Below are 25,037 nucleotides of genomic sequence, written 5' to 3'. Positions count from 1 at the left end.
ACGGAACCGAAGCGCAGTTTTGAGTAGTTGGCCTGGACGATCAATGCCCGAAGATCTCACTCTGATACCCGTTTGCCGCAAGCCCTTCGCCGGGGGCAGGCATGGCGTTGACCTCGCCGCGCTGCCAGGCGCCGGGCTGTTGCCCCAGCACGCGCTTGAAGGCCCGCGAGAAGGCCGGCACCGATTCGTAGCCGACCGCCGAAGCCACGCGCGCGATGGTCTGCCCGCGTGCGAGCAGGCGGGAAGCCGTCTGCATGCGCAGTAGCTGCACGAACTGCAGCGGAGACTGGCCACATGCGGCCTGGAAATGGCGAAATAGGGCGGCGCGAGACAGATGCACCCGCCGGGCCATGTCGTCCACAGTCCAGGGGCGCTGGGGTTCCTCCAGCAAAGCCTGAACTAGCTCGGAGAAACCAGGTTGTCGTAACAGCGCCAAGACGCCGCTGACCTCAGGCTCGCGCTGCGCCAGTTCGCGCCAGGCATAGAAGAAAAGCAGGCCCGACAAACGGTCGAGTGCCACGGAGCCCTGTTCCGGGCTGCGCAGCGATTCGCGCACCATCAGCTCGAAGAGCAGCGCGGGCTCACGACTCGCGGTGTGCTGCGCGCGCAGCACCAGCACATCGGCAAAGGCCCCTGCCAGTAGTCCACGCAAAGGACCTTCGAAGCTGAAGAAGCCACAAGCCAGCCCAGTGGTGCCCAGCCCGCCTTCGGGTTGCAAGGGCTGCATGGCTTGCGGCGTGCAGGGGATTGCCGGATTTTCATAGGGAGAGAGGAAATGCGGCACGTCCTGCATCAGGAACACCGCATCGCGTGCGCCCAGCGCCAGCGATGGGAGGCCCGGCCGGTGGAGCCAGCAACGCCCGCCCAGCACCAGGTGGAAGCTGGCTTGTGACCGCCCCTGCGTGGACGCTCGCCAGCGCCCGCAGTACTGGCCTACATGGAAGACGCTGGCCTGCCATTGCAGGCCATCGAGCAGCCCATCGATCACACGCTCCAGAACCTGATCGCAGGGATGGACTCGAGTGTCGGCGGCGTTGGAAGTAGGCGAGACAGCGGGCATCTGATCAAGTCTGACCTGGGCTGATGCCTTTGCAAACGAAGCGAATGTTCTTTGCTTATCCAGCTTTCGTTCGAGCAGCCGCGTGTCCGAAGAATGCATATTCCAGTCCCACTTGAGCACCCGATCCAGCCTCTCTTGAGCAGCCGTTCCGGCGGCTGCTGAGCAGCTGGTCCAGCGCGACTCCCACGCGCGCCAGTCCGGCGATGCGCGCACGCAGTCCTGGGCGTTGCCCGACAGCGCAATCATCAGCATCGCCCATCGCAGCACGCTCCTCAAGTTCCACGACCGAGTGCTGGACCTGTCGCCATCGCAGCATTGAAGACGCCTGCGGGCCAGGCGATCTTCATCAGGCGCCGCGGATCGCGGCGAGGCTGGCAATCAGCTGAGTGCGGAGGCGTTGGTCGCCAGCTGCCCTGGCAGTATCGAAGCCGCCACGTGTTGCGGCGATGAGGCGGTCCTGGGCAGCTTCGGCCTCACCGCACTCGGCCTCGTAACACGCGCGCAGGTCCTGTAGCTGCTCTGCAGTCAATTCAGTCGGGTCCGCGCAACGTGCCCTGAACCAATGCTCTCGAACCACTTCGTGCGCGAGCTGTGTGTCGGTCCAGCCTTGCTGGCGATAGGCCAGGGTCACGCGCTGGTAGGTGCCGTACAGCAGCAGCAGGCCCGGCCAGGCAGGGTCGTCTTCCGCAGGCGGCGGTGACGCGCGACCCAGCAGCAGACCGAAGTGGCCGGATGCGACCCGCAACGGGTTGGCCATGCCCGCAGCTCCGAGCGCCCTGGCGCGTCCGGCGAGTGAATCCCAGGCAGCGGGCAGGGGTGGCTCGCCATGCAGCCATTCTTGGGTGAGTGCGATCCAGTCAAGTCTCAGGCCGTCGGCCTCCGCGTCGAGATGCGAGGACCAGGGCAGGGTGTCGTCGCTCAGCCATTGCAGCAACAAACGTGGTGCGATTCCGCGCACGTCGGCACCGGCAGGTATCGCGTCGAAGACCTCGCGCAGGTCATCCGGTGTTGCGATGTTGGCGAAGTGCAGACACAGCCCGAGCGCTGCCGGAAGCGCTGTCACCCGTGAGAACACCAGGGGATCATCGCTGCGCACCAATGCGGCAGAGACGCTGCCGCGGTCGCCGCCCCATACCGGGAAGCGTGGATTGTCGACAAGTCCGGCCTCTGCCAGCGCGGTGCAGCGATCCAAAAGAAAGCGACGCAAGCCCTCGTCGCCGTAGAAGGCGCCTCCGAGCGGTGGAGGTGAGCGAAATGCTGGCGCAGAGGCGTCAACCAACACGTCGTCGCCACCGAACTCGTCCATCCAGATGCACAACTGCTCGAAGCTCTGCTTGCCCGTCCGGCGGTCCACTTCCCGACCATCGAGGAACAGCACGAGCAGCGGGATGCCGCGGACGTTCAACGCCTTGGCAACCTCGGGAAACTTCTGTGTGTCGAGCTTGGCCAGCCGCAGGCGGCCTGCGGTCACGGCCGCCAGTCGCTCCAGCGCGGGAGCCTGTGCCAGGCAGGGCTGACACCAGGGGGCCCACAGGTCCAGCAGAAGTGGCGGCGCATCAGGGATGCTGAGCAGGCGGTCCAGTTCGTCCGGCGAAATGTCGGGCACCGCGCTGTTCGTGGTCGCGCGGGCATCAGTGGGTGAGGTCATTGGGGCTTCCGGTTGCGGTCGAGGCGGTGCGTCGCTCCTCGAGCGCCCAGCCTAAGTGCGCAGCGCCTGACCAGACTGACCAGTGCCTGCGAACACCGCCCAACTGTCATGCCTAACGGAACAGGACAGCGGGAGTGCTTCCGTCATCCGCTGATCAGGCCTTCGCCACCCTGACGCATCTGCATCGTGTGGCCGGGGAAATCGGCCGAGGTGAAGCTCTCCAATGCACCTCCGAGATGACGGGCAAGGAAGGCTTCCATGAGCGCGTTGAAGACGAGGCGGTTGGGTTCGCGGGAAATGCCGTGGCCTTCATCCGGGAACAGCGCATAGCTGACGGGGATGCCTCGCTCTACAAGTGCCTTGACCATCTGGTCGGACTCGCTCTGCGCAACGCGCGGGTCGTTGGCCCCCTGCGCGATCAGCAGTGGGTCGCTGATGCGGTCGGCCATGTGCAGCGGTGAGCGTTCCTTCAGCATTGCCTGGCCGTCCTCCGTGTCTGGGTTGCCGACTGCCCGGTAGAGCATGCGCCGGCCTGCCTCCCAGTGCGGTGGAAGTGCGCGCATCAGCGTCTCCAGGTCGGATGGTCCGACGACATCGATGCCGCAGGCGTAGCGGCCGGGCTGGCGCGTCAGCGCTGACAGCACGGCATAGCCGCCGTAGCTGACGCCGGCGATGGCGATCCGGTCCGGATCGGCCACCCCTCGTGCGATGGCCCAATCCACGGCGTCGTCGAGGTCGTCGTCCATGCGCCGTCCCCACTCGCCGTTGCCTGCATTGAGGAAGGTCTTTCCCAGGCCGGTTGAGCTGCGAAAGTTGACGTTGAGCACGGCATAACCACGATCACAGAGCCACTGGTGGGTGCTGCTGAAACCGAAGCCATCTCGAGCCCAGGGGCCTCCGTGGACGAAGACGACCAGCGGCACAGGTGCCAGGGCTTCCAGCTGCCAGCCCGTGTCTACGGTTGTTGGCAAGCTGAGGTAGCAGATCAGGGGCAACCCGTCCCGCGAGCGCAGCGTGATGGACTGCATCCGCGCGAGCGGTGCTCCCGTCAGCTCCGGACGCAGGTCGAACAGCTTGGTCAGCGATCGATGTGCGCGGTCGAACAACCAGGTCGAGCCTGGCTGCTGGTCAGACGAAGAACCGATCAGCCACAGCTGGTCGTCCTCCGTGCGGGAGCCGGGCCACCATTGGCCCAGGCCTTGGGCATCTAGGAAGGCGACCTCTTCACGCCATGACTCATCCAGCAGGTGCAAAACAGGACGTTCATGGTTGACGACGTAGGCCAGCGGGCGCTGGGTATCACGATCGGTTAACAGCCCGCCGATGTCGGCCAACTCGTGGTGTGCCAGCACTCGACGCGTTTCGCCGTTGATGAGGTCCACCTCGACGAGCGCGGCGGTGTCGCGCCCCCGGCTATCGTGCAGATAGAGCCGCTCACCCGTCCTGTCCATGTGCGAGAGACCACTGGTGCGGGCATCGTCGGCGTCGAAGCGGTCCCAGACTGCCCACGCGAATGCCTCGCCTGCGGGCGCTGCATCGGCCTTGAGGAGCTCAAGGCCACCATCGAAAGTCGGTCGCGACGCGAAGCGAGGTTGAAAGTTCTCGTCGACGATGAAGCCCATCAGCCCCGGGTTCTCGGCCAGCAGCGTCAGCTCGCCGGTCGCCAGGTCAAGTGTGAACAGGTCCGCGTGACGCGGGTCGCGGCGGTTCAGGTGGATCAGCACTTCGCCGCGACGCTCGCGGCTCATCGCCACGATGCCGCTGCGGGTGCCGGGAAACGGAGTTAGGCAGCGACGGTCCCCGGTGACGACGTGGATCGCATGCAGTTGGTGGTTCTCGTCACCGTCGCGGTCCTGGGCGTAGAGCAAATGAGTACTGTCATAGCTCCATGAATGGGAAACGATGCCGCGCCGCTCATCGAAGGTGAGTTGACGAGCCTGCAAGCGGTCATGCGTCGGCGCCACCCAGACGTTCATCCGGCCTCCTGCCCCGGCTGCCGCCCAGGACAACCAGTGGCCATCTGGGCTGAGCGTGGCGGCTGCCTGGCGTGGGTTGCCGAAAAGGTGGTTGCGCGGAATCACGCGGCAATCCTGGTGTCTGGCTGGGGGGAAGGCAACTGCAGGATTTGGCGCAGCAGTGCGCAGGCACGCGCCGCACAGACCGCGCCGTGATCACTGCCATGCTTGATGTAGGCGCGCAAGCGTGTCGCCATGTCGGCATGGTGCAGTTCCAGGAAGTCGAACACGGTGCGCTTCTCCTCGGGGCGATCCTCGATGTACCTGGCATGCATTTCCGCCAAGGTCTTGCGGATCAACGCGTCGTCCTGATCTGTCCAGCCGAACGCTTCGTCCGACTTGAGGCTCTCCAGCGCCAACCATTGCCGCAGCAGCTCCGACACTGCTGTGGGTGAGCGACGCGGATCCCACGCCGCGGCTTCAATGGCGAGGCCGACACCGCGACGCTGTGCGATTTCCAGCGGCAGGCGCTCGCCATCGACGGGCGCGGGGCCCAGCGCGTCGGTGGCCGCGACTGCAGCATGCCGCAGCGCCCGCCATGTCGACGGCGCGATGGCATCGTCGGCCTCGGCCCGGCGATGCAGCGCCAGCAGGTTAGACAGCACAGCCGCAAGGGCGCCATCGGGTGCGCGCACGGCGGCGATGTCTTCGAGCAGACGTGCCATCACGGTGCTGCCCAGTTGTACCGTATTGGCGCCGAGCGGAACTGCGCTCAGCAGTGCCTGGGTCTCGGAGAGCGCAGCCTTCGGGCTCAACCGGCCGGCGACAGTGTCCAGCGCAAAGGCCATCCAGCGAGCCAGGCCCAGCCGGGTCTCCCATTCGGCGGGATCTGCACTGTCAATCAGGCAGCCAGCCACGCTGCCTCTTTCGCCCTCCCACAACAGCGAGCCGCCCGTGACGTGGCCGGCCTCGACGTGTGCGGCCAGGCGAGTCAATGCCCTCTCGCGCGTGGCCTCGCTGTCAAGGAATGCAGACGGTCGGGCGGCGAGCGTCGAAACTGTGTGGTCCTTCGGAACCGTCATGTCTCAGGCGCCCTGAAGGTGCTTGTCAAGCAAGGTCGCCAATCGACTCTTGCTGATGAGCCCGAGTACGCGTTCGCATTCGACGCCGTCATGGAAGAGGATCAGGGTCGGCAGCCCGCGCACGGAGAAGCGCTCGACGCTTTGCGGGTTGTCATCGGCGTTGATCTTCGCGATGGCGGCCTCGCCTTCGTAGTCACCGGCGACTTCGTCAAGCAGGGGGGCGAGTGATTTGCAAGGTCCACACCACGGTGCCCAGAAGTCGACAAGGGTCAAGCCTGGACGGGCCAGGACTTCTGAATCGAACGAAGCATCTGTGAGGGTCGTGATCAACGGGGGCATGCATCTCTTCCTGCGATACAGGATCAGGACAGTCAAATCCTGGTCCGATAGCGCAGAGTTTGTCTTCCCCCATAGGCAAAAATCGGTACGATTGATGCACAAAACGAGTGATGCGTACTGATGCTGAAATCAGTACGGATGGTTCGGAGGTGCTGGTTGGCGGCCGAGCGGCTATCTACATGCCCTCGCAGTCCAGGCGTCGCTATGAAGAAGGGGGCAGATCAAGTGGCGGGCGGTCCTCGAGTGCCGCATGGCGCATCGCGGCCTCGAGAGCCTGCAGCGCGCGGCCGCAGTCGTCGCGCGTCAGGCCACCACCGAGGCACAGCCGCAGACCGTCGGGCGGCTGACGGTCCGTAGAGAACGCCGTGGAAGCGACGGCCATGACGCCGATGGCGCGAAGTTCGCTGGCCATCGCGACAGACTGCGGTACGCCGCCGTTCTCCGCCAGCGGCAGCCACGCATGGAAGCCCTGCCGGTGCGTGCGCAGGCCGTACTTGCCCAGCCGCTCCGCCATCAACGCGCTGCGCCACTGGCATTCGGCCCGCACGGCGGACAGCACGGCGTCTGCCTCGCCTTGCTCCAGCCACGCCGACACAACGGTGTTGATGAAGGGCGACGCCATCACCGTCGTCGCCCGCATCGCGCCGGCAAGACGCTGGTGGGCCGCTGCCGTGGGCGCCAGCACGTAGGCCATGCGCAACCCTGCGCCCAGCCATTTGGACAGCCCGCTGACGTAATAGACCAGCCCCGGCGCGTAGTCTGCCAGCGGCGGCGGCACGGCGGCGGGCAGCATGCCGTAGGCGTCGTCCTCGATGACCGGCACGCTGTAGCGCAGCGCCACGTCGGCTATCTGCTCGCGGCGGCGCAGAGACAGCGTCGCCGTCATCGGGTTGTGCAGGTTGGGGCACAGGTAGAGCGCGCCGACCGACGCGCTCTTGCAGGCGGCCTCGAACTCCTCGGGCCTCAGGCCTTCCTCGTCCATCGCCAGCGGATGCAGTTGCGTGCCCAGCTGCGCCGCGATGGCCTTGATGCCGGGGTAGGCCATGCTCTCCACGCATAGGCTGTGGCCGGGCTTGACCAGCATGCTCACCAGGCCCAGCAGCGCGCTGTGGATGCCCGGCGCGACCAGGACACGCTCGGCGTCGGCCTTGGCCAGCCACTGGCGCAGCCAGCGTGCGGCGAGGTCGCGGTCACGCGGAGTGCCTCCGAAGTCCTGGTAGCGCATCAGGTCGTGCAGCGGCGTGTTGACGATGGCTGCTGCGGCCTGCTCCTGCAGGCGCTGCATGGCCGGGTGATCCTCGATCTCCGGCGGCAGGTTCATCGTCATCTCGGCGCCGGTGCCCGCGCGAAGCGGCAATCCGATGAACGAGCCGCGCACATAGGAACCCAGACCCGGCCGCGACGCAACCAGCCCGCGGTCGCGCGCTTCGGCAAAGCCGCGCACGACGGTCGTGTAGTTCAGGTCCAGCACCTTGGCCAGGTCGCGCAGCGGCGGCAGCCGGTCGCGCGGCGCGAGCCGGCCGTGTTGCAGGTCCTCAGCGATCAGTTCCGGGATCACCTGGTAGGCCGGCAGGGCGCTGCCTTTGATGCGGGAGATCCAGTGCGTGAATGGCATGGCGGCAGTGTGCCGTTGATCGGCGCCTCGCAGGGCGCCGAAGTGGTGCGGCAGAACCATTGATCGGGTGCATTGATTGCATCAGCTGGTTGCTGGCGTGGTGCAGCTGCCCAGGCGCCCACGACCGACCATGGCAATCGCGGTGGCAAGCCGATGAACCCGCGACGCCCTTTTGATCGGCCGTTGATCGGCCCCGGGCCAACGGCAGTGGCACATGCCTCGCAATGGAGGAAGCGTCCGGCAACCCGCCGGAAGCCCCCAGCCCCTAGTGAGGAACGACATGCCCCAAGTGACCCATCCCGCCGCCCAGAAGGGCGATTTCCTGGTCGACTACGAAGAGAAGGTCTTCGAAGACGTCAAGGCCGAGCCGGGCGAGAAGGCGCTGGTGACCTTCCACACCGTTGCCTTCGAAGGCTCCATCGGCTTCGTCAACCTGCTGCAGGCCACGCGCCTGCAACGCAAGGGCTACGACACCTCCGTCCTGCTCTACGGCCCCGGCGTCACGCTGGGCGTGAAGCGCGGCTTCCCCAAGCTTGGCGACTCGGCCTTCCCCGGCCACCAGAACTTCAACGAGCAGATCACCAAGTTCATCGCCGAGGGCGGAAAGGTCTACGCCTGCCGCTTCGCGCTGCAGGCGCTGTACGGCCACGGTGAAGGCGCACTCATCGAGGGCATTCGCCCCATCAACCCGCTGGACGTGCTGGACGTCGTGCTGCTGCACAAGAAGGCCGGCGCCGTGATCATCGACACCTGGACGCTCTGACCCGCCATGGCTGCCACCACGACGAGAAAGACGGTGCGCGCGGCCGCGGCGCAGATCGCGCCCGACCTGACGTCCGAGACCGGCACGCTGGCCCGCGTGCTGGAGACCATCCGCGACGCCGCGCGCAAGGGCGTGGAGCTGATCGTCTTCCCCGAGACCTTTCTGCCCTACTACCCCTATTTCTCGTTCGTGCAGCCGCCGGTGCAGCAAGGCCCCGCCCACCTGCTGCTGATGGAGCGCGCGCCCACCGTGCCCGGCCCGACGACCGAACAGGTCGCGGCGGCCGCGCGCGAGGCCGGCATGGTGATCGTGCTGGGCGTCAATGAGCGCGACCACGGCAGCCTCTACAACACGCAGCTCATCTTCGATGCCGACGGCGAGCTGCTGCTGAAGCGCCGCAAGATCACGCCGACCTATCACGAGCGCATGGTCTGGGGCCAGGGCGACGGCGCCGGGCTGCGCACGGTGGCCACACGCGTCGGCCGCGTCGGCGCGCTGGCCTGCTGGGAGCACTACAACCCGCTGGCCCGCTACGCGCTGATGGCCGAGCACGAGGAGATCCACTGCGCGCAGTTCCCCGGCTCGCTGGTGGGGCCCATCTTTGCCGAGCAGATGGGCGTGACCATCCGCCACCACGCGCTGGAATCGGGCTGCTTCGTCGTCAACGCGACCGGCTGGCTGCATGACGAGCAGATCAGGTCCATCACGCCGGACGAGAAGCTGCAGGGCGCTTTGCGCGGCGGCTGCCATGCGGCCATCGTGTCGCCCGAGGGCAAGTACTTGGCCGAGCCGCTGACCGAAGGCGAAGGCCTCGTCATCGCCGACCTGGACATGGCCCTCATCGCCAAACGCAAGCGGATGATGGACTCCGTCGGCCACTACGCGCGGCCGGAGCTGCTGAGCCTGGCCATCCGCCGCGACGCCGCCAGCACGACGCGGCCGCTCGCGCCCACCACCCCCGAGACGCTGGCGGTGCCGGCGGGAGCAGACCATGATTGAGCACTTGCCCGAGCCCAGCCGCGCGCTGATGACCGAGCTGCAGTCCACCGGCCTGCGGCTGCAGGACCCCGGCGCCGGCGCGCCCAGCCGTCGTGGCGGCGCCGGCCCGTCGGACCACAAGGCCGTGACGGTGGACGGCGTGACGCTGATGGTGCCGGTGCACACGCACGGCGCGTTCAGCTCGCCCTTCGTCGCCGACGCGCCGGGTGCCGACGGCCGCAGCGTGCTGCGCCGCGGCAGCATTCCCATCGCCAGCATCGCCTTCCCGCGCCAGCCGCGCTTCTACGGGCTGAGTACGGCCGACGGCATTCCCTACTCCCACATCGCGACGCTGCACGGCGCCGACGTGCTGGCGACGACAGTGCTGCAGACCTGCATCCGCTATGAGAGCCGCCGCAAGGCCTGTCGCTTCTGCGCCATCGGCCAGTCGCTGGCCGCGGGCCGCACCATCGCGCACAAGACGCCGGCACAGCTCGCCGAGGTGGCCCGCGCGGCCGTGGAGCTGGACGGCGTGAAGCACATGGTGATGACCACCGGCACGCCGCCCGGTTCGGACCGTGGTGCCCGCGTGCTGTGCGACAGCGCCGAGGCCATCCGCGCCGCCGTGGACCTGCCGCTGCAGGCGCAGTGCGAGCCGCCGGACGACGACGCGTGGTTCCAGCGGCTGAAGGATGCCGGCGTCGACACGCTGGGCATGCACCTCGAAGTCATCGGCGACGAGCTGCGCCGCCAGATCCTGCCCGGCAAGGCCGAGGTGCCGATGTCGCGCTACTGGAGCGCCTTCGAGGCGGCGGTGGACGTGTTCGGCCGCGGCCAGGTCAGCACCTATCTGCTGGCCGGCTTGGGCGACAGCGCCGAGCTGATCCTCAGCACCGCCGACCGCCTGCTTGCGCTGGGCGTCTACCCCTTCGTCGTGCCCTTCGTGCCCATCAGTGGCACGCCGCTGGAAGACCACGCCGCGCCGAGCAGCGAGTTCATGCGCAGCGTGCTGGAGCCACTGGGCGCGCGCACTGCGGCGGCGGGCCTGCGCGCGTCGGACATCAAGGCAGGCTGCGGCAAGTGCGCAGCCTGCTCCACCTTGTCACGCTACGAAGACCTGCCCGCGCTCGCTGCCTGAAACAGGAGATCGCCATGACTGCCCTGCACGCTGAACACCTCACCCGCTGGTGCGAGCTGGACTACAGATCAGAGCCCGAGTTCCGCATCCAGTGGGCCAGCGACCCGTGGATGGACCGCCAGGCCTACGCGCTGCGCCGGCGGGTGTTCTGCGAGGAGCAGGCGCTGTTCGTCGCCGATGACCGCGATGACATCGACCGCGACGAGCCGACGACGCGCAACCTCGTCGCGCTGTCCTGCCTCGCCGGCCAAGCGGATGAGCTGGTGGGCACCGTGCGCATCCATCGCGCAGCACCCGGCATCTGGTGGGGCTCGCGGCTGGCCGTGCATGCGGGCTGGCGCCAACACCGCAAGCTGGGCAGCAGCCTGATCCGGCTGGCCGTCACCAGTGCCCATGCGCTGGGCTGCGAAGACTTCCTCGCCCATGTGCAGGACCAGAACGTGCCGCTGTTTCAACGGCTGAACTGGCAGGTCTTGGAGACCAAGGTGCTGCATGGGCATCCGCACGCGCTGATGCGCGCCGACCTTGCGCACTACCCGCCCTGCACGACGCCCTATGCCGGCTTCGTGCTCACCGGAGGTCGGCCGTCGTGAACCACCTGGAACAACTCGCCCACGGCCTGCGCGAAGGTCGGGGCTTTCGCCACAAGCGCGACATCGCCGCCGTGCTGCCGCAGATCGCGCCAGGCGCCACTAGCGTTCCGAACGGCGACGATTGCGCCGTGCTGCCCGACGGCAGCGGCGGCCACCTGCTGTTCGCCATCGAAGGCCTGATGCAGGACTTCGTGAAAACCATGCCCTGGTTCGCCGGCTACAGCGGCGTGATGGTCAACCTCAGCGACATTGCCGCCATGGGCGGCCGTGCGCTGGCCGTCGTCGATGCGCTGTGGGCCGCGGAGGAAGACACCGCAGGCCAGTTGCTGGCCGGCATGCGCGCGGCCTGCGAGCGCTACGGCGTGCCGCTGGTGGGTGGCCACACCAACCTGCAGGGCCGCAGCGGGCAACTGGCCGTGGCCGTGATGGGCAAGGCCAGCCGCCTCATCAGCAGCTTTGCCGCCCGCGAGGGCGACCGGCTGCTGATGGCCGTGGACCTGCGCGGGCGCTGGCAGGATGACCAGCCGTTCTGGAATGCGTCCACCGACGCACCGCCCGAGCGGCTGCGCGATGACTTGGAACTGCTGCCGCTGCTGGCCGAGACGGGCCTGTGCGATGCCGGCAAGGACGTCAGCATGGCCGGCGTGCTCGGCACGCTGCTGATGCTGCTGGAGTGCTCGGGCGTCGGCGCGAGCGTGGACCTGGCGCGGCTTCCCCGGCCACATGGCTCGCCGGCCTGGCAGGACGAATCTGCCGTCGCGGGGCAACTGCGCTGGCTCAGCGCCTTCCCCAGTTTCGGCTTCGTGCTGAGCGTGCGCGAAGCCAACGCGCAAGCCGTCATGCGCCGCTTCGAGGCGCGCGGCATCGCCTGCGCCGACATCGGCACCGTTCTGCCCGGCACGCGGCTTGAACTTCGCCTCGGGGATCAGGCGGCGACGTTGTGGGACTTGGCCGAGTCGGCATTCATTGGCGCAGGCGTGGTGGCTCAACAGCTCAGGGACGCAGCGTGATGCGCATCGCGCTGCTCACCCATTCCGTGCGGCCCCGCGGCGGTGTCGTTCACACGCTGGAGTTGGCGCATCAGCTCGCCAGGCTGGGGCACGAGGTCACGGTGATTGCATCGGCGGAACCGGGGGAGCAGTTGTTCCGTGCCGTCGACGTGCCGGTCGAGCTGATCCGTCTGCCTGAACTCAGCGGAGGGCTCGTCGAACAGGTTCGGCAGCGCATCGCCGCACTGGTGCAGGCGCTGCCGCCACTGCTGGCACGCGGCCGCTTCGACGTCGTGCATGCGCAGGACAGCCTCAGCGGCAATGCGCTGGCGACGCTGCGGGCGCAAGGCGCCTTGTCGCCGCCCTGTCTGCGCACCGTCCATCACCTCGATCACTTTGCCGAAGACATCCTGAACCACTGGCAGGAGTGCGCCTGGCGCTTCGCCGACGGCGTCGCCTGCGTCAGCGACAGCTGGTGCGCGCACTTCAGCGAGGTCTACGGCGTGACCGCGCAGCGCATGTTCAACGGCGTGGACCTGGCGCGCTTCCGGCCCGAGCCGCTGCCGGACGAAGCAGCCCGCGTCGAAGCGCTGGGCCTGCCCGCTGACACGGGCCCGGTGTGCCTGCTCGTCGGCGGCGTCGAGGCGCGCAAGAACACCGTGCGGCTGCTGCATGCCTTCGCTCTTCTGCGATCCACCGACGTGGACTGGCAAGACGCGCGCCTCGTCATCGCCGGCGGCGCCAGCATGCTCGACCACAGCGCCGCTCGCCTCGAATGGCGCGATGCACTGCATGAGCACGGCCTGATCGAAGGCGACTCTGTGCTGCGCACCGGCCCGCTGCCCGACGATGCCCTGCCGATGTTGATGCGCCGCGCCACGCTGCTGGCCATGCCGTCGCTGGTGGAGGGCTTCGGCCTCGCCGCGCTGGAAGCGTTGGCCTGCGGCACACCCGTGCTGGTGTCCAACCGCAAGCCTTTCACCGAACACCTGGCGGGTACGCCTGGCGCCGCCTGGTGCGACCCGGAAAGCATCGAGTCCATCGCTGCCGGCCTGCGTGAAGCCGCCGCCTTTCCCAAAACGTGCACCCCGCCGGCCGTGTGCCAGACCCATAGCTGGCTGTACAGCGCCACCCTGCACGCAGACTGGTACCGCACCACCCTCGCTGCAATGGCCCAGCCTACCGAAACCGCCCTTGCCTGAAGAACGTCCCATGCCCGCCATCCATTACCGCCTGCGCTGGCCCGACGCCAGCGAAACCGTCAGCTACTCGCCGTCCCTCGCCATCCAGGATTTCCTGCAAGCAGACCAGGACTACGCCGTCGCCGACTTCCTCGTGCGACTGAACGACGCCACCCGCATCGCCAACGAGCGCGTGCAGGCCAAGTTCGGCTTCGTCTGTTCCCGCGCCAACGACCAGTTGGCCGACTCCGCGGCGAGAGTCGCCGCCTTTGCCCACCAGCCTGACGCCCGCGTTCGCGTGCTGGGCTTCTCACCCGCCTAAGGACCTCCCATGAACCACGCTCAGCCTTTCGACCACCAGGTCATCATCGTCGGCGGCGGCCAGGCCGGCCTGTCCATCAGCCACTACCTGCAGCAAGTCGGCATCGACCATCTCGTGCTGGAAAAACACCGGGCAATGCATGCCTGGTCCACACAGCGCTGGGACAACTTCTCCCTCGTGACGCCGAACTGGCAGTGCGCACTGCCGGGCCACCCATATGCCGGCTCCGAGCCGCACGGCTTCATGCGCAAGCACGAGATCGTCAAGTACCTCGATGGATTCAAGGCCAGCGTCAAGGCGCCGCTGAAGGAAGGCGTGACGGTCGAGCACGTCCAGCCATTGCCGCAAGGAGGATTCCGTGTGACGACGACGGAGCGCGAGTACAGCGCGGCCCATGTCGTTGTCGCGTCTGGCGGATATCACCAACCCATCATTCCGCGCCTGGCCGAGAAGCTGCCCGCTCGTATTTGCCAGATCCATTCCGCCGACTACAGGAATGCGGACCAACTGCCGCCGGGAAAGGTGCTGGTGGTCGGCTCCGGGCAGAGCGGGGCCCAGATCGCGGAGGACTTGCACCTTGCCGGACGCGAGGTCGTGCTGGCGGTCGGGGACGCGCCCCGTTGTGCCCGGTTCTATCGGGGCAAGGACGTTGTCGACTGGCTGGCCGACATGGGCTACTACGACATGCCGGTTGCTCGGCACCCACTGCGAGAGGGCGTTCGCGACAACACCAACCACTACGTGACCGGCCGCGATGGCGGCCGCGACATCGATCTGCGGCGCTTCGCAAAGGAAGGCATGGCGCTCTACGGCCTTCTCGAGAGCTTCGATGGGAAAGCGCTGCATTTCGCGCCGGACCTGAAGGCGGCGCTGGACCGCGCCGACGCCACCTATAACGGCATCAATGCCTCGATCGACCGCTTCATTGCCGAGAAGGGTATCGAGGCACCGCCTGCCGACGTCTACACGCCGGTCTGGGAGCCTGCGCAGGAGAGGACGTCGTTGTCGCTGGACGACTCCGGCATTGCCTCGGTCATCTGGTGCATCGGCTTCTCGCCGGACTTCCGCTGGCTGGACGCGCCGGTCTTCAGTGGACGCGGCCATCCTGTTCACGAGCGAGGCATCACGCAGGTGAGGGGCCTTTACTTCATCGGCCTGCCGTGGCTCCATACCTGGGGTTCAGGTCGTTTCTCGGGTGTGTCCCGCGACGCGGCCTTCATCGTCGATCGCATCGTCAGGCTCGAGGGGGCGGCAGCGTTGGCGCGCGCGGAGGAGGACGCCCGCCCGATGGCCGAAGCTGCGTAGCGGACTCGCATCCTCAAGGAGCCGGCGCTCGGCCGGCTCGGCAGCCCCGGTCATCGCCGCGGGGCTAGATGCCGACGACCGAGACCGCCTTGGTATTCAAGTAGGCTTCCAGGGCCTCCGGTCCCCCCTCGGTCCCGTAGCCCGAATCCTTGATGCCACCGAAAGGCAACTCGGCCGACGGCGTTGCGGCTTGATTGACCCAGAGCATCCCTGCCTCTACCTGGCGGGACAGTTGCTGCACGTTCTTGAACGAACGGGTGAAGGCGTAGGCCGCCAAACCGTAGGGAAGGCGGTTGGCCTCGGTGATGGCTTCGTCCAGGCGGTCAAAAGCGCGGATGCCGGCAATGGGGCCGAAGGGCTCGTCATTGAAGAGGTCAGCCTCCGTCGTGAGGTTGCCGATGATGGTCGGCGCAAAGAAGTTGCCCGCCTCGCCGATCTGACTTCCTCCGGTGAGGACCTCTGCACCGCGCCGGCGGGCGTCCTCCACGATCCTGCTCATAGCCGCCACGCGGCGCGGATTGGCCAGAGGGCCCAGTGTCGTGCCCTCGGCCAGACCATCCCCCAGCTTCAATGCCTGCGCGTACTGAGCGAACGTCCTGCTGAACTCCTGCACCAGGCTGCTGTGCACAAGGAAGCGCGTTGGGGAGATGCAGACCTGCCCTGCATTGCGAAACTTGGCGGCACCGGCCGCCTTCACGGCCAGCTGCACGTCCGCATCCTCGGCCACGATCACGGGCGCATGACCGCCAAGTTCCATGGTCACGCGCTTCATGTGCCGTCCGGCCAGCGCGGCCAACTGCTTGCCGACGGGCGTCGACCCGGTGAAGGTGACCTTGCGAATTACCGGATGAGAGATCAGGTACTCGGAGATCTGCGCAGGGTCGCCGAAGACGAGCCCGACGACGCCCGCAGGCGCGCCCGCGTCGACGAAGCAGCGCAGCAGGGCGGCGGGGGATGCCGGGGTTTCCTCGGGCGCTTTGCACAGGAAGGAGCAGCCGGTGGCCAGCGCCGCACCGATCTTTCGCACGATCTGATTGACCGGAAAGTTCCAGGGCGTAAATGCCGCCACCGGGCCGACAGGCTCCTTGATCACCAGTTGCTGTGCGGCCAGGTTGCGGCCCGGCACGATGCGACCGTAGACGCGCCGACCTTCGTCGGCAAACCATTCGATGATCTCCGCGCCGGCGTTCACTTCGGCACGCGCTTCCGCCAGCGGCTTTCCTTGCTCTTGCGTCAGCAGCCTGGCAATGCCGTCGGCGCGCTCGCGCAGCAGTGCTGCCGCACGCCGCATGACGGCGGCGCGATCGTAGACCGAGCTATCGCGCCATGCCTCGAAGCCCGCTTGGGCAGCGGCCAGCGCGCGATCCAAGTCGATGACATCCGCGTGGGCCACGGTGCCGATCACTTCGCCGGTCGCGGGGTTTCGCACGTCGAGACGCTTGCCGCTCGCGGCGTCGACCCATTCATTGGCGATCAGCAGTTGGGTGCTGGGGTAGGTTTGAAGGACCATTCGGAGACTCCTAGATTGGGGAAGAGGCTGGCGGCAATGTCGCAGGCATCCGCAAGGCAGACATGCAGAAGGGGCATGGGATGCGTGCTCCTGCCGCAACTGGTGGGCTGCGTGGATCGGGACGATTGGCCTGATGCACCGCACGATCGAGAATGCGGTCTCCCCGCCAGCGGGCTGGGCGCGCATCGTGTCAGTCATTCATGCGGGCTGCTGCTGACCGGTATCCATGAACTCAACGACCTTGCGGTACTTGCTCGGCGCTACGCCCTGCTGCGCGGAGAAGAATCGCGCGAAGTTCGCTGCAGAGTCGAACCCAAGCAGGGTGGCAACGTCCTGCAAGGGCGCATCCCGGCGGCTGACATGCGCGACCGACGCTTCGAGTCGAAGCATGTTCATGAACGCGACGGGAGTTAGCCCCGTTGAACTGCGGAACAAGCGAAAGAAGTGGGCGCGCGAAAGCCCGGTCGATGAGTTCAGTTCCTGGACATCCAGGGAGCCAAGACTGTTGAACAGAAGGTGTTCGATTGCATGGCGGATGCGTGCGTCGAAGCCGAGCTCACCATTGATGCCAAGCGGAAATGCGCGGTCTGGTGGCGTGGTGAGAACTGTGATTTCCTCGAAGATGCGAGCAATCCACTGCTCAAGGATGTCGCGTGACGGCGCAGACTGTTGGAGCAAAAGGTCCAGAACGTCGTGCTGCAGTTGCTCCAGCCGGGATGTCATCGAGACGACTGACCGGGTGAAGAACTTCGGGTGGGTGCTGCGCGAGAACCGCCGGTCGACCTCCTTCAGCCAGTGCGAGTTCAGGTAGAGCGCGAGAAGCAGCGTGGAGGTCCCGGTGCCGCGGTGATGGTAGAAGTGGGGCTCCCAAGCGTTGATCAGGAGCGCATTGCGAGACGTGACAGGGTGCTCCTGGGCGCCGATGCCGAACAAGATATCGGGCCCGCCGACCTTGAGCACGATGTGGCATTCGCGATGCGCATGTAGCGCCATCGAGCGATCGAGTTGGAGCAGGGCGGCACGGCCAAACTGGCCGTGCAGGATACGGATGGGCTCTGACATGGCTGCTCCTTGCGACCGCATCGTGTAGCGGCACGGTGCATGCTGCCGGGGGATCCAGTCGCCATGCTGACGCCCAGCCCGGCAGCGTGCAATCGGAGATGTCTGACTACTTGTACTCGACCAGGACTTCCCGATAGTGGGTCGGTCCGACGTTTCGGGCCTTGTGTGTTGCAGGCACGGTCGCGCCCTTGCCGATGTCCGACAGCACTTCAATGATGCCGTTCTCGCACTTCAGGGAGTACACACCACCGGTGTCTTGGGACATTCAGGGACTTTTCTCCTATGAAATCGAGATCCCATAAGATCCAGGAACGCCCAGGAACTCTGCCTTCACACGGCAGGGGTCGCAGGTTCGAACCCTGCACCGCCCACCAAGATGTCCTTGCAACCAAGGGCGTCGCGGTGATCTTCTGAATGCATGCGTGGCACCGGGGGACCAGGAGTCTTCTTGATTGGGCGGTTAGCTCAGGGGTAGGGCCTGTCCGAATTTCTGTGTGTGAGGCTCGTTGAGCCTTCACTCAATTCGTGAAGACGGGTGGGGATCCTACGACACCGGTCTCGTGAATCGATCTTCGTAGAGGATCGCGAACTGGTTCATTGCGGCTTTCCAGTGATGGGTCGGTCGAGTCCAGTCCTCGGTGATGTTTCGCAGCGCCAGCCAGATCAGCTTGGTGGCCGAGTCGTCGCTGGGGAAGTGGCCGCGCGTCTTGATGATCTTGCGCAGCCGCGCATTCACGCTCTCGATCGCGTTGGTGGTGTAGATCACGCGCCGCACCTCGGGCGGGAACGCGAAGAACGGAATGACCTTGTCCCAGGCCCTGCGCCAGGCGCCGACAACTGTGGGGAACTTCTGCCCCCATGGCCCGGTCTCAAACGCGCTCAGTTCGCTCTCAGCTGCCTCAGCGCTCACCGCCGTGTAGATCGGCTTGATCGCTGCGGCCAGCGCCTTGCGGTCCTTCCAGGCGGCGAAGTCCAGGCTGTTGCGGATCAGGTGCACGATGCAGGTCTGCAGCGTCGTGGCCGGGAACACCGCGCCCAGCGCCTCTGGCATGCCTTTGAGGCCGTCGGTGACGGCGATCAGGATGTCGTTGACCCCACGTGTCTTCAGGTCGTTGAAGACCTTCATCCAGAACTTTGCACCCTCGGTGTTCTCGATCCAGATCCCCAGGATGTCGCGCGTGCCGTCCGGCAGCACGCCCAGCGCCAGGTACACGGCCTTGGAGCGCACCACCGCGTCCTCGCGGATCTTCACGCGCAGCGCGTCGAAGAACACCACCGGGTACATCGGCTCCAGCGGCCGCGTCTGCCAGGCCGTGATCTCGCTCATCACCTCGTCCGTGACGCGGCTGATGAGGTCGGGCGAGACGTCCACCGCGTACATCTCGGCCAGGTAGCCCTGGATCTCGCGCACCGTCATGCCACGGGCGTACATGGCCAGGATCTTGTCGTCAAAGCCCGTGAAGCGCCGCTCGTGCTTGCCGATCAGCTGCGGCTCGAACGTCCCCTCACGGTCGCGTGGGACGTCGATACGAAGGGCGCCGGCGTCGGTCAAGACGGTCTTCGTGCTCTTGCCGTTGCGGTGGTTGGTGGACGAGCCCTCGGGCTTGGCCTGGCCCGGCGCGTAGCCCAGGTGATGACTCATCTCGGCGCCCAGCGCCCGCTCCATCACGGCCTTCTTGAACTGCTGGAAGATGCTCTCCAGCTCGGCCGGCGTCACCGGCCCAGGGATCAACTGCTCAAGCGCTGCGGCTGAGAATTGCGGCTGCGCCGCATTGCCCGTAGGGGCTTCGGTTTTCTTCTTGCGTGGCATTCATGCTCCAAGTCGACATGCTATGCCTCACACACAAACTTTCTGACACGCCCCAGGGGTAGAGCACCACATTCACACTGTGGGGGTCGCAGGTTCGAAACCTGCACCGCCCACCAATCAACCTCCACAGCACCCGGCTTCGCGCCGGGTTTGTTGTTTTCGGGCCTGCATCGCTCAATGCGTGGCTTCGCTGCCCCTGAACGGGCAGCCTTCCAGGTGGCGCGTCATGTCCCGACGCTCCGCAGGGGCCGTGCCGGGATTGCCGGCACCGACACGCGTATGCGTGGGCTGTGCGGGACAGGTCTTCAGACCAAGCCCGACGTGATCGGGCTGGACTTCAGCGGGTTTGCGGCGCGCTGCAATGCCCCGCCGCGTCCGACTTCGGGAAAGCCTGCGCGCGGTCGAGGGCCTGCATCAAGTTGCCACCCCAGATAGCTGCGATCTCCGACTCGCTGTAGCCGGCCTGCATGAGCCTCTCGGTGATGCGCGGCAGCTCTGACACGTCTGCCACGCCTTCGACGCCGCCGCCGCCATCCCAGTCGGCACCGATGCCGACGTGGGCGGGACCGACGAGCTTGAGCACGTGCAGCAGGTGCTTCATGAAGTCGTCCAGGCTGGCCCGTGCCTTGGGATAGCGCCGTTCGACCTCGCCGATCTGTCCCGCCAGCGCCTGAAACTCCGCCGGCTGCAGCGCTGCCATCTGCCGGATCTGCGCATACAGCGGCTGCAGCAGCGCGGCGCGACGCGGGTCGTCCTTCAGGGGCGACAGGTAGCTGCTGTAAAGCGTCACCTGCATCACGCCACCCTTCTTGGCCAGCTTCACGAGGCGTGCGTCGTCGAGGTTGCGGCGATGCTCGGTGATGGCGCGGCTGGCAGAGTGCGACAGCACGATCGGGGTTGCGGAGATCTCCAGCAGCTGGTCGAACACGTCATCGGAGGCGTGGGAGGCGTCCAGCAGGATGCCTAGGCAGTTCGCGCGCTGCACCAGTTGTCGTCCCACCGGGCTCAGTCCATGCCACTCGGGTGCAGCCGTGGCCGAGTCGGCTACGGCGTTGTTGCTGGCATGAACCAGTCCGAGCATGCGCAGGCCATGTCGGTGGTAGGTGTCGAGCAGCGCAGGATCGGACGCTACGGGCTCGGCGTTCTCCATGCTGATGAACACGGCGTGCCGGCCCTCGGCGACGAGGCGCCGTGCGTCGGCGCTGTCCAGCGCCAGGCCGAACTGACGGGGGTGGCGCTCCACCAGGTCGTTGAGCCGCATCAACTGCGCCAGGCCGTGCTGGGCGGCAGAGGCGCGCCCTTGCAGGTCGCGGCTGCCCTGTGGGGTGTAGATGGCCCAGAACGCGCCATTGAGCCCGCCTTCGCGAAGGCGTGGCCAGTCCACCTGGGAGAGATCGACGGCCGCAGTGTGGCGCTCAAGGATGTTCCAGCCCGGTCGTTCCAGCAGCCTTGGCGTGTCGATATGGCTGTCCAGCACCATGATGCGATGGTGCAGGGCCAGGGCCGCCTCCGAGACCGGTGCCGCGATTGACGGCCGGCATGTGAACGCGCCCAGTACGGCGAGTGCCGCGATGGTGACGCGCAGGCTCATGGCGTTGTCGCGAACAGCAATGCGGCCACCCGCTCCGGCTCGCGCGACAGTGCCAGCAGGCGCTCGGCCACCGGTGCAGGGCACAACGCCCCGATCTTGGCGCTGAACAGCGCCCGGCGCGCTGCCATGCTCAGGCCGTCCTGCGGGCCTTCGCAGATCTGCTGGTCGATTTCCATGCCGTCGCTGAAGACTCGCACGATCGCGGGGAAGCCGCCCGTGGCCTGTTGCTGGGCAGTCAGCTCGACGCTGGCTCGCAGGTCCACGCGCCGCATGAACTCCTGCACCGCCGGATCGGCCAGCGCAGGGCCTTCGAAGTCACCCAGACCCGATCGACGGCGCACCATGGCGCTGCTCACGGCATAGGGCAGGCTGAATCGGGCCGCCAGCGAGTTCGTGATGCTGCGCGTGGACAGCGAGCTCGCGCTGCCCTGGTTGACCTCGATGCGCACGCTGTCGATGCGTTGCAGCGGCACGCGTTCGACCAGCCTCAGCGCGGCGCTGATGGCCGACTGGCAGCCGAAGCACGCCGGATACGGCTTGATCTCGTAGCTGCCCAGATCCGCCTCGAGCGGATTGCCAGACAGCCGATGGGGCTGCTCGGCGCCGAAGCCGAAGCTTGCCAGCCAACCGTGCTCGCCGGTCAGCGGCTGGCGTGGCCCGTCGGCGCCTGCCTCCGCGAGCTGCAAGGCCTGCACCGGATGGCGGGCGGCGAAGCCGACGGCGAAGTCCTTGTCCAGGCTGTAGCTGCCCACCTGCGGCGACAGCGAGGACAGCAAGCCGGCGCTCAGCGAGCTGGCGCAGATCGCCACCGTGTTCAGCGCCAGTTCGACATCGTCGCTGACCAGTGCCGCGGCTCCCAGCGCCGCGGCGATGGGGGCCACCACGGATGTCGTGCGAAAGCCTGCCTTGCCCGTGCGGTGACCGCGTCCCAGCGCCTCGGCCAGGCGGATGTTGGCGGCAAATGCCAGCCACAGCGCGCGCACCAGCCGCTCACCCGAGATGCCGCGCTGTTCAGCCAGCGCCAGCAATGCGGGGATGATCACCACTGCAGCATGGCCGTTGTTGCGTGGATTGATCAGCACTTCCTGGAAGTCCAGGGCTTCGGCGGCACAGCCGTTCAGGAAGGCTGCATCGGCTGGCGCGGCGCGGTAGTCCGCGCCCCAGACCGCGCAGCCATCGGCTGACGCCGTGACCATGGCGCGGTCCACGCGGGTGCCGCCGACTTGCCCCAGCCGCGCATGGCTGGCGATGGCTACCGTGTCGGCCAGCAGCACGCCGATCACCTCGCGCACCTTGCGTCCGGGGGCGTGTTGAAGAAGGGACAGGTGGTTGGCGACCCACTGTCGATCCAAGGTCGTCGTCATCATTCCACTCCATTGGCCATGATGCCGCCGTCGATCACGAAGTCGCAGCCGTTGGCATAGGCCAGCGCGGGCTCGGCCAGCGCGCGTATCGCCCGACCGATCTCCAGGGGGGCTGCCAGTCGTCCCGCCGGAATGCGCGCGATCAGCCGCTGTTCGTTCAGGCGCCCGGCTTCCAGGGCCTTCTCCACCATCGCGGTGCGCGTATAGCCCGGGCTCACCGAGATGGCGCGCACGCCATGCTCGGCGAAGTCCAGTGCCAGCACTTGCGTCAAGCCGACCACGCCGGCCTTGCTGGCCACGTAGCTCGCACGGCCGGGGCCGGAGCGATGCGCGACGAAGGACGCCACGTTGATGATGAGGCTGCTGCCCGCCGCCTTGAGCGCGGGGAAGGCAGCCTGGCAGCAGTAGAACGTGCCGCTCAGGTTGGTATCGATGACGGCGCGCCAGTCTTCAGCGGCCATCGTTGCCGCGTGGGCGCGCCGGGCGATGCCGGCGCAGTTGACCAACAGGTCCAGCCGTTCCAACTGCTCGGCAGCGGCGCGCACGGCATCCGGATCGCGGATGTCCACGGCACGGATCGGGTAGTCCTGGCTTGCGACCCCTTGCAGGTCCCAGCCCAGGACCTCGTCGCCGGATTCGAGGAAGGCCTGTGCCACGGCCTGTCCGATGCCGCTGGCGGCACCGGTGACCAGCACGCGGCGGGCTGGCGTGTTGGAAGTTGGAGGACTCATATCAGGGCTCCCTGTTCGATCAAAGTCTGTTGCACCGCCCGCAGCGGTGCGCGCCGGCCCTGCGGCGACAGCGCGGCGGCAATCCCGGCGGCATGTCCCGTAGCAAAGGCGCAGCCCATCACGCGGACCGACCCGAAGGCAGCGTCGTCCGCACCGATGCTGCTGCCCGCCAGCCAGCAATTGCCGTCGTCGTCGGTCTGCAGCGCGCCGTACGGGATATGGAACCAGTCATCGCCCGCGATCCAGCGGTACTCGGTGACGCCTGCGTGCGGGTGCAACTCGCCGGGCCAGCCCGAGCGGGCAATGCCGTCGTCGTGGCGCCGCGCATGGACGAGGTCCTCGAGCACGGCGTCGCGCTGCGACGCGATGTGCTGCGTGGCCCGCACGCCCAGCGCCGGTCCGGTGACGTCCAGCTGCGCAGCGCCGAAGCCCGGCACGCAACGGCGCAGCGACTGCAGATAGTCATGCGCGATGGCGCGCGCCTGCATCTCGGCGTGAGAGAGGCTCTGGCTGGAGCAGTCGGCCAGCTCGACGTCGACCATCATCGCCCAGCAGGCATCGCTCCAGGGCAGGGGCACGAAGTAGCCGCCGTTGCGTCGGGCCAGCGGTGCGCCCGTGCGATCCTCGTAGTCCAGTGCGGCACGGCGCAGGTCGTCCCGGTCGTAGCTGCTGGACGGATCCAGCCCTGACAGGCGTGCCGTCAGCGTTGCCGCCTGGCGCCGCGGCCGCATGCGTTGCGGCCAGGCCAGGGCCGCCAGGTTGGCGTTGCCGGTCGCGTCCACGAACTGGCGCGCCCGGACCTCGAACATTCCCTGGGGGTCGGCGCACAGCAGGCTCTCGATGCGGCCAGCACTTTCCTGCACGTCCACGACCCGGCAATGCAGCAGCGGGGTCACGCCCGCGGCTTGGACCAGGCCGTCCATGGCGCGCTTGAGTCGCTCGGGATCGAGCAGGATGATCCAGTTGCCCGAGCTCTGCTGCCTGGGCGTGACGTCGTGCCCGAGGGCCTGCAACGCGTCCAGTGCCTGCTGGCCGACGCCGGCGACGACCTGTTGCGGCCGGGCGCCGCGCGTGTGAAAGCCGCAATAGGCCTGGACGCCCGAGACGGTGGCAGTGCCGCCCAGGAAGCCATACGCCTCGATCAGCGCGACCTTGGCACCGCACGCCGCAGCGCCGAGTGCGGCGGCGATGCCGCCCGAGCCGCCTCCGACCACCACGACGTCGAACTGCAACGGTGTACGCCTGGCGCTCACAGCACTTTGTCCAGGAAGGCGCGTGTACGGGCGTCGACAGGGGCGTCGAACACCTGCTTGGCGACGCCGTGTTCCACCACCTTGCCCTTGTCCATGAAGTACAGGTAGTCGGCCGCCTCGCGTGCAAAGCGCATCTCGTGGGTCACCAGCAGGCAAGTCATGCCATCGGCGGCGATCTCCTGGATCACGCCCAGGACCTCCTTGACGGTCTCGGGGTCCAGCGCGGCGGTGACTTCGTCGAACAGCATCACCTCGGGCTGCATGCAAAGGCTGCGGGCGATCGCCACGCGCTGCTGCTGGCCACCCGAGAGCTCGCCGGGATACGCGTGTTCCTTGCCCGCCAGGTGCACCTTGGAAAGCAGCTCGCGGGCCTGGGCCTCCACCTCGCCGCGCTCGCGGCGCAGCACCTGGATGGGAGCCATCATCACGTTCTGCAGCACGGTCCGGTGCGGGAACAGGTTGTAACCCTGGAACACGATGCCCACGCGCCGATGCAGCGCCTGGGCGTCCAGCAGCGGATCGTCGACGCGGGTGTCGCCGACCCGCACGCTGCCGGAGTCGATGCGCGTCAGCGCATTGATGCAGCGCAGCACCGTGCTCTTGCCGGAGCCCGACGGGCCGATGATGCAGGCCACCTCGGAGCGCGCGATGGCCAGGTCCACGCCGTTGAGCACGGCAGTGGACCCGAAGGACTTGCGTACATCCCGCAGTTCGATGAACGGGGAGGGGAGATCTCGGATGTTCACGG

Annotated in this window: 23 protein-coding genes; 8 read left to right on the top strand and 15 right to left on the bottom strand. The window is 67.2% G+C overall.

The genetic code is table 11. From position 1 onward, the window contains the following. Window positions 1-40 precede the first annotated feature (40 nt). From QM732_RS11280 to QM732_RS11255, 6 genes are all read right to left on the bottom strand, one after another. A complete protein-coding gene (locus QM732_RS11280; RefSeq protein ID WP_415656241.1) occupies window positions 41-1,060 on the bottom strand; it encodes a cupin domain-containing protein in 1,020 nt (339 codons plus the stop codon). A gap of 346 nt (window positions 1,061-1,406) precedes the next feature. After that, the gene (locus QM732_RS11275) at window positions 1,407-2,708 is read right to left on the bottom strand and encodes a thioredoxin family protein (protein ID WP_415656240.1); all 1,302 of its coding nucleotides are present in this window, start codon (window positions 2,706-2,708) and stop codon (window positions 1,407-1,409) included. 143 nt (window positions 2,709-2,851) lie between these two features. Then, window positions 2,852-4,684, bottom strand: coding sequence for a S9 family peptidase (locus QM732_RS11270; RefSeq protein WP_415656239.1), 1,833 nt, complete (start codon window positions 4,682-4,684; stop codon window positions 2,852-2,854). Window positions 4,685-4,785: 101 nt separating this feature from the next. Beyond that, window positions 4,786-5,745 carry a hypothetical protein gene (locus QM732_RS11265; RefSeq protein WP_415656238.1) on the bottom strand — a complete coding sequence of 320 codons (960 nt, stop codon included), beginning with the start codon at window positions 5,743-5,745 and terminating at the stop codon, window positions 4,786-4,788. A 3-nt stretch (window positions 5,746-5,748) separates the two neighbouring features. Further along, the gene (gene trxA / locus QM732_RS11260) at window positions 5,749-6,084 is read right to left on the bottom strand and encodes a thioredoxin (RefSeq protein ID WP_415656237.1); all 336 of its coding nucleotides are present in this window, start codon (window positions 6,082-6,084) and stop codon (window positions 5,749-5,751) included. Window positions 6,085-6,286: 202 nt separating this feature from the next. After that, window positions 6,287-7,699, bottom strand: coding sequence for a PLP-dependent aminotransferase family protein (locus QM732_RS11255; RefSeq protein WP_415656236.1), 1,413 nt, complete (start codon window positions 7,697-7,699; stop codon window positions 6,287-6,289). Between the two features lie 280 nt (window positions 7,700-7,979). Between QM732_RS11255 and QM732_RS11250 the strand changes: the two genes are divergently transcribed. From QM732_RS11250 to QM732_RS11215, 8 genes are read left to right on the top strand one after another with little or no spacing between them, the layout of a single operon-like run. Beyond that, entirely contained in the window at window positions 7,980-8,462 is a 483-nt protein-coding gene (locus tag QM732_RS11250; protein ID WP_415656235.1) for an MSMEG_0572/Sll0783 family nitrogen starvation response protein, read from the top strand. Between the two features lie 6 nt (window positions 8,463-8,468). Next, the gene (locus tag QM732_RS11245) at window positions 8,469-9,461 is read left to right on the top strand and encodes a Nit6803 family nitrilase (RefSeq protein ID WP_415656234.1); all 993 of its coding nucleotides are present in this window, start codon (window positions 8,469-8,471) and stop codon (window positions 9,459-9,461) included. A gap of 28 nt (window positions 9,462-9,489) precedes the next feature. After that, window positions 9,490-10,578 (top strand): MSMEG_0568 family radical SAM protein, encoded by a 1,089-nt coding sequence (locus tag QM732_RS11240; protein ID WP_415659370.1) that lies wholly within the window; start codon window positions 9,490-9,492, stop codon window positions 10,576-10,578. Window positions 10,579-10,592: 14 nt separating this feature from the next. Beyond that, on the top strand, window positions 10,593-11,171 hold the full coding sequence (locus QM732_RS11235) for an MSMEG_0567/Sll0786 family nitrogen starvation N-acetyltransferase (protein ID WP_415656233.1): 579 nt from the start codon (window positions 10,593-10,595) through the stop codon (window positions 11,169-11,171). Beyond that, on the top strand, window positions 11,168-12,181 hold the full coding sequence (locus QM732_RS11230; RefSeq protein ID WP_415656232.1) for a sll0787 family AIR synthase-like protein: 1,014 nt from the start codon (window positions 11,168-11,170) through the stop codon (window positions 12,179-12,181). Before QM732_RS11235 ends, QM732_RS11230 begins: the two co-directional genes overlap by 4 nt. After that, window positions 12,181-13,362: an MSMEG_0565 family glycosyltransferase gene (locus QM732_RS11225; protein ID WP_415656231.1), complete on the top strand. Its 1,182-nt coding sequence runs from the start codon at window positions 12,181-12,183 to the stop codon at window positions 13,360-13,362. The genes QM732_RS11230 and QM732_RS11225 overlap by 1 nt, the downstream gene beginning before the upstream one ends. A gap of 10 nt (window positions 13,363-13,372) precedes the next feature. After that, complete coding sequence (locus tag QM732_RS11220) at window positions 13,373-13,663, top strand: MSMEG_0570 family nitrogen starvation response protein (RefSeq protein ID WP_415656230.1); 291 nt, start codon at window positions 13,373-13,375, stop codon at window positions 13,661-13,663. Window positions 13,664-13,672: 9 nt separating this feature from the next. Beyond that, window positions 13,673-14,968, top strand: a complete 1,296-nt coding sequence (locus tag QM732_RS11215) for an MSMEG_0569 family flavin-dependent oxidoreductase (RefSeq protein ID WP_415656229.1) — start codon at window positions 13,673-13,675, stop codon at window positions 14,966-14,968. Between the two features lie 64 nt (window positions 14,969-15,032). Here the strand turns inward: QM732_RS11215 and QM732_RS11210 are convergent, their stop codons facing one another. The 9 genes from QM732_RS11210 to QM732_RS11170 all read right to left on the bottom strand — a co-directional run bounded on the left by QM732_RS11210 (window position 15,033) and on the right by QM732_RS11170 (window position 25,035). Next, a complete protein-coding gene (locus tag QM732_RS11210; protein WP_415659369.1) occupies window positions 15,033-16,478 on the bottom strand; it encodes an NAD-dependent succinate-semialdehyde dehydrogenase in 1,446 nt (481 codons plus the stop codon). A gap of 198 nt (window positions 16,479-16,676) precedes the next feature. Beyond that, window positions 16,677-17,540, bottom strand: coding sequence for an AraC family transcriptional regulator (locus tag QM732_RS11205; RefSeq protein WP_415656228.1), 864 nt, complete (start codon window positions 17,538-17,540; stop codon window positions 16,677-16,679). 106 nt (window positions 17,541-17,646) lie between these two features. After that, window positions 17,647-17,805, bottom strand: coding sequence for a hypothetical protein (locus QM732_RS11200; protein ID WP_415656227.1), 159 nt, complete (start codon window positions 17,803-17,805; stop codon window positions 17,647-17,649). 279 nt (window positions 17,806-18,084) lie between these two features. Next, window positions 18,085-19,350: an IS256 family transposase gene (locus QM732_RS11195; protein ID WP_415656226.1), complete on the bottom strand. Its 1,266-nt coding sequence runs from the start codon at window positions 19,348-19,350 to the stop codon at window positions 18,085-18,087. 337 nt (window positions 19,351-19,687) lie between these two features. After that, window positions 19,688-20,941 (bottom strand): dipeptidase, encoded by a 1,254-nt coding sequence (locus QM732_RS11190; RefSeq protein WP_415656225.1) that lies wholly within the window; start codon window positions 20,939-20,941, stop codon window positions 19,688-19,690. After that, on the bottom strand, window positions 20,938-22,305 hold the full coding sequence (locus tag QM732_RS11185; RefSeq protein ID WP_415656224.1) for an MmgE/PrpD family protein: 1,368 nt from the start codon (window positions 22,303-22,305) through the stop codon (window positions 20,938-20,940). Before QM732_RS11185 ends, QM732_RS11190 begins: the two co-directional genes overlap by 4 nt. Beyond that, complete coding sequence (locus tag QM732_RS11180; RefSeq protein ID WP_415656223.1) at window positions 22,305-23,036, bottom strand: SDR family NAD(P)-dependent oxidoreductase; 732 nt, start codon at window positions 23,034-23,036, stop codon at window positions 22,305-22,307. Before QM732_RS11180 ends, QM732_RS11185 begins: the two co-directional genes overlap by 1 nt. Next, complete coding sequence (locus QM732_RS11175; RefSeq protein ID WP_415656222.1) at window positions 23,033-24,289, bottom strand: FAD-dependent oxidoreductase; 1,257 nt, start codon at window positions 24,287-24,289, stop codon at window positions 23,033-23,035. The genes QM732_RS11180 and QM732_RS11175 overlap by 4 nt, the downstream gene beginning before the upstream one ends. Further along, window positions 24,286-25,035, bottom strand: coding sequence for an amino acid ABC transporter ATP-binding protein (locus QM732_RS11170; RefSeq protein WP_415656221.1), 750 nt, complete (start codon window positions 25,033-25,035; stop codon window positions 24,286-24,288). The genes QM732_RS11175 and QM732_RS11170 overlap by 4 nt, the downstream gene beginning before the upstream one ends. Between the last annotated feature and the right edge of the window lie 2 nt (window positions 25,036-25,037).

Source organism: Roseateles sp. (genome assembly GCF_047654805.1).
In the GTDB taxonomy this organism is placed as follows: Bacteria; Pseudomonadota; Gammaproteobacteria; order Burkholderiales; family Burkholderiaceae_C; genus Pelomonas.
Note: the sequence above shows the minus strand (reverse complement) of the source record. Positions and strands in the feature narration are given on the sequence as shown.

What these genes read in the sequence shown, in the direction of transcription:
- QM732_RS11280 (WP_415656241.1), bottom strand. Translation starts at nt 1,060, where the DNA reads ATGCCCGCTGTCTCGCCTACTTCCAACGCCGCCGACACTCGAGTCCAT.
- QM732_RS11275 (WP_415656240.1), bottom strand. Translation starts at nt 2,708, where the DNA reads ATGACCTCACCCACTGATGCCCGCGCGACCACGAACAGCGCGGTGCCC.
- QM732_RS11270 (WP_415656239.1), bottom strand. Translation starts at nt 4,684, where the DNA reads ATGAACGTCTGGGTGGCGCCGACGCATGACCGCTTGCAGGCTCGTCAA.
- QM732_RS11265 (WP_415656238.1), bottom strand. Translation starts at nt 5,745, where the DNA reads ATGACGGTTCCGAAGGACCACACAGTTTCGACGCTCGCCGCCCGACCG.
- trxA (WP_415656237.1), bottom strand. Translation starts at nt 6,084, where the DNA reads ATGCCCCCGTTGATCACGACCCTCACAGATGCTTCGTTCGATTCAGAA.
- QM732_RS11255 (WP_415656236.1), bottom strand. Translation starts at nt 7,699, where the DNA reads ATGCCATTCACGCACTGGATCTCCCGCATCAAAGGCAGCGCCCTGCCG.
- QM732_RS11250 (WP_415656235.1), top strand. Translation starts at nt 7,980, where the DNA reads ATGCCCCAAGTGACCCATCCCGCCGCCCAGAAGGGCGATTTCCTGGTC.
- QM732_RS11245 (WP_415656234.1), top strand. Translation starts at nt 8,469, where the DNA reads ATGGCTGCCACCACGACGAGAAAGACGGTGCGCGCGGCCGCGGCGCAG.
- QM732_RS11240 (WP_415659370.1), top strand. Translation starts at nt 9,490, where the DNA reads ATGACCGAGCTGCAGTCCACCGGCCTGCGGCTGCAGGACCCCGGCGCC.
- QM732_RS11235 (WP_415656233.1), top strand. Translation starts at nt 10,593, where the DNA reads ATGACTGCCCTGCACGCTGAACACCTCACCCGCTGGTGCGAGCTGGAC.
- QM732_RS11225 (WP_415656231.1), top strand. Translation starts at nt 12,181, where the DNA reads ATGCGCATCGCGCTGCTCACCCATTCCGTGCGGCCCCGCGGCGGTGTC.
- QM732_RS11220 (WP_415656230.1), top strand. Translation starts at nt 13,373, where the DNA reads ATGCCCGCCATCCATTACCGCCTGCGCTGGCCCGACGCCAGCGAAACC.
- QM732_RS11215 (WP_415656229.1), top strand. Translation starts at nt 13,673, where the DNA reads ATGAACCACGCTCAGCCTTTCGACCACCAGGTCATCATCGTCGGCGGC.
- QM732_RS11210 (WP_415659369.1), bottom strand. Translation starts at nt 16,478, where the DNA reads ATGGTCCTTCAAACCTACCCCAGCACCCAACTGCTGATCGCCAATGAA.
- QM732_RS11205 (WP_415656228.1), bottom strand. Translation starts at nt 17,540, where the DNA reads ATGTCAGAGCCCATCCGTATCCTGCACGGCCAGTTTGGCCGTGCCGCC.
- QM732_RS11200 (WP_415656227.1), bottom strand. Translation starts at nt 17,805, where the DNA reads ATGTCCCAAGACACCGGTGGTGTGTACTCCCTGAAGTGCGAGAACGGC.
- QM732_RS11195 (WP_415656226.1), bottom strand. Translation starts at nt 19,350, where the DNA reads ATGCCACGCAAGAAGAAAACCGAAGCCCCTACGGGCAATGCGGCGCAG.
- QM732_RS11190 (WP_415656225.1), bottom strand. Translation starts at nt 20,941, where the DNA reads ATGAGCCTGCGCGTCACCATCGCGGCACTCGCCGTACTGGGCGCGTTC.
- QM732_RS11185 (WP_415656224.1), bottom strand. Translation starts at nt 22,305, where the DNA reads ATGACGACGACCTTGGATCGACAGTGGGTCGCCAACCACCTGTCCCTT.
- QM732_RS11180 (WP_415656223.1), bottom strand. Translation starts at nt 23,036, where the DNA reads ATGAGTCCTCCAACTTCCAACACGCCAGCCCGCCGCGTGCTGGTCACC.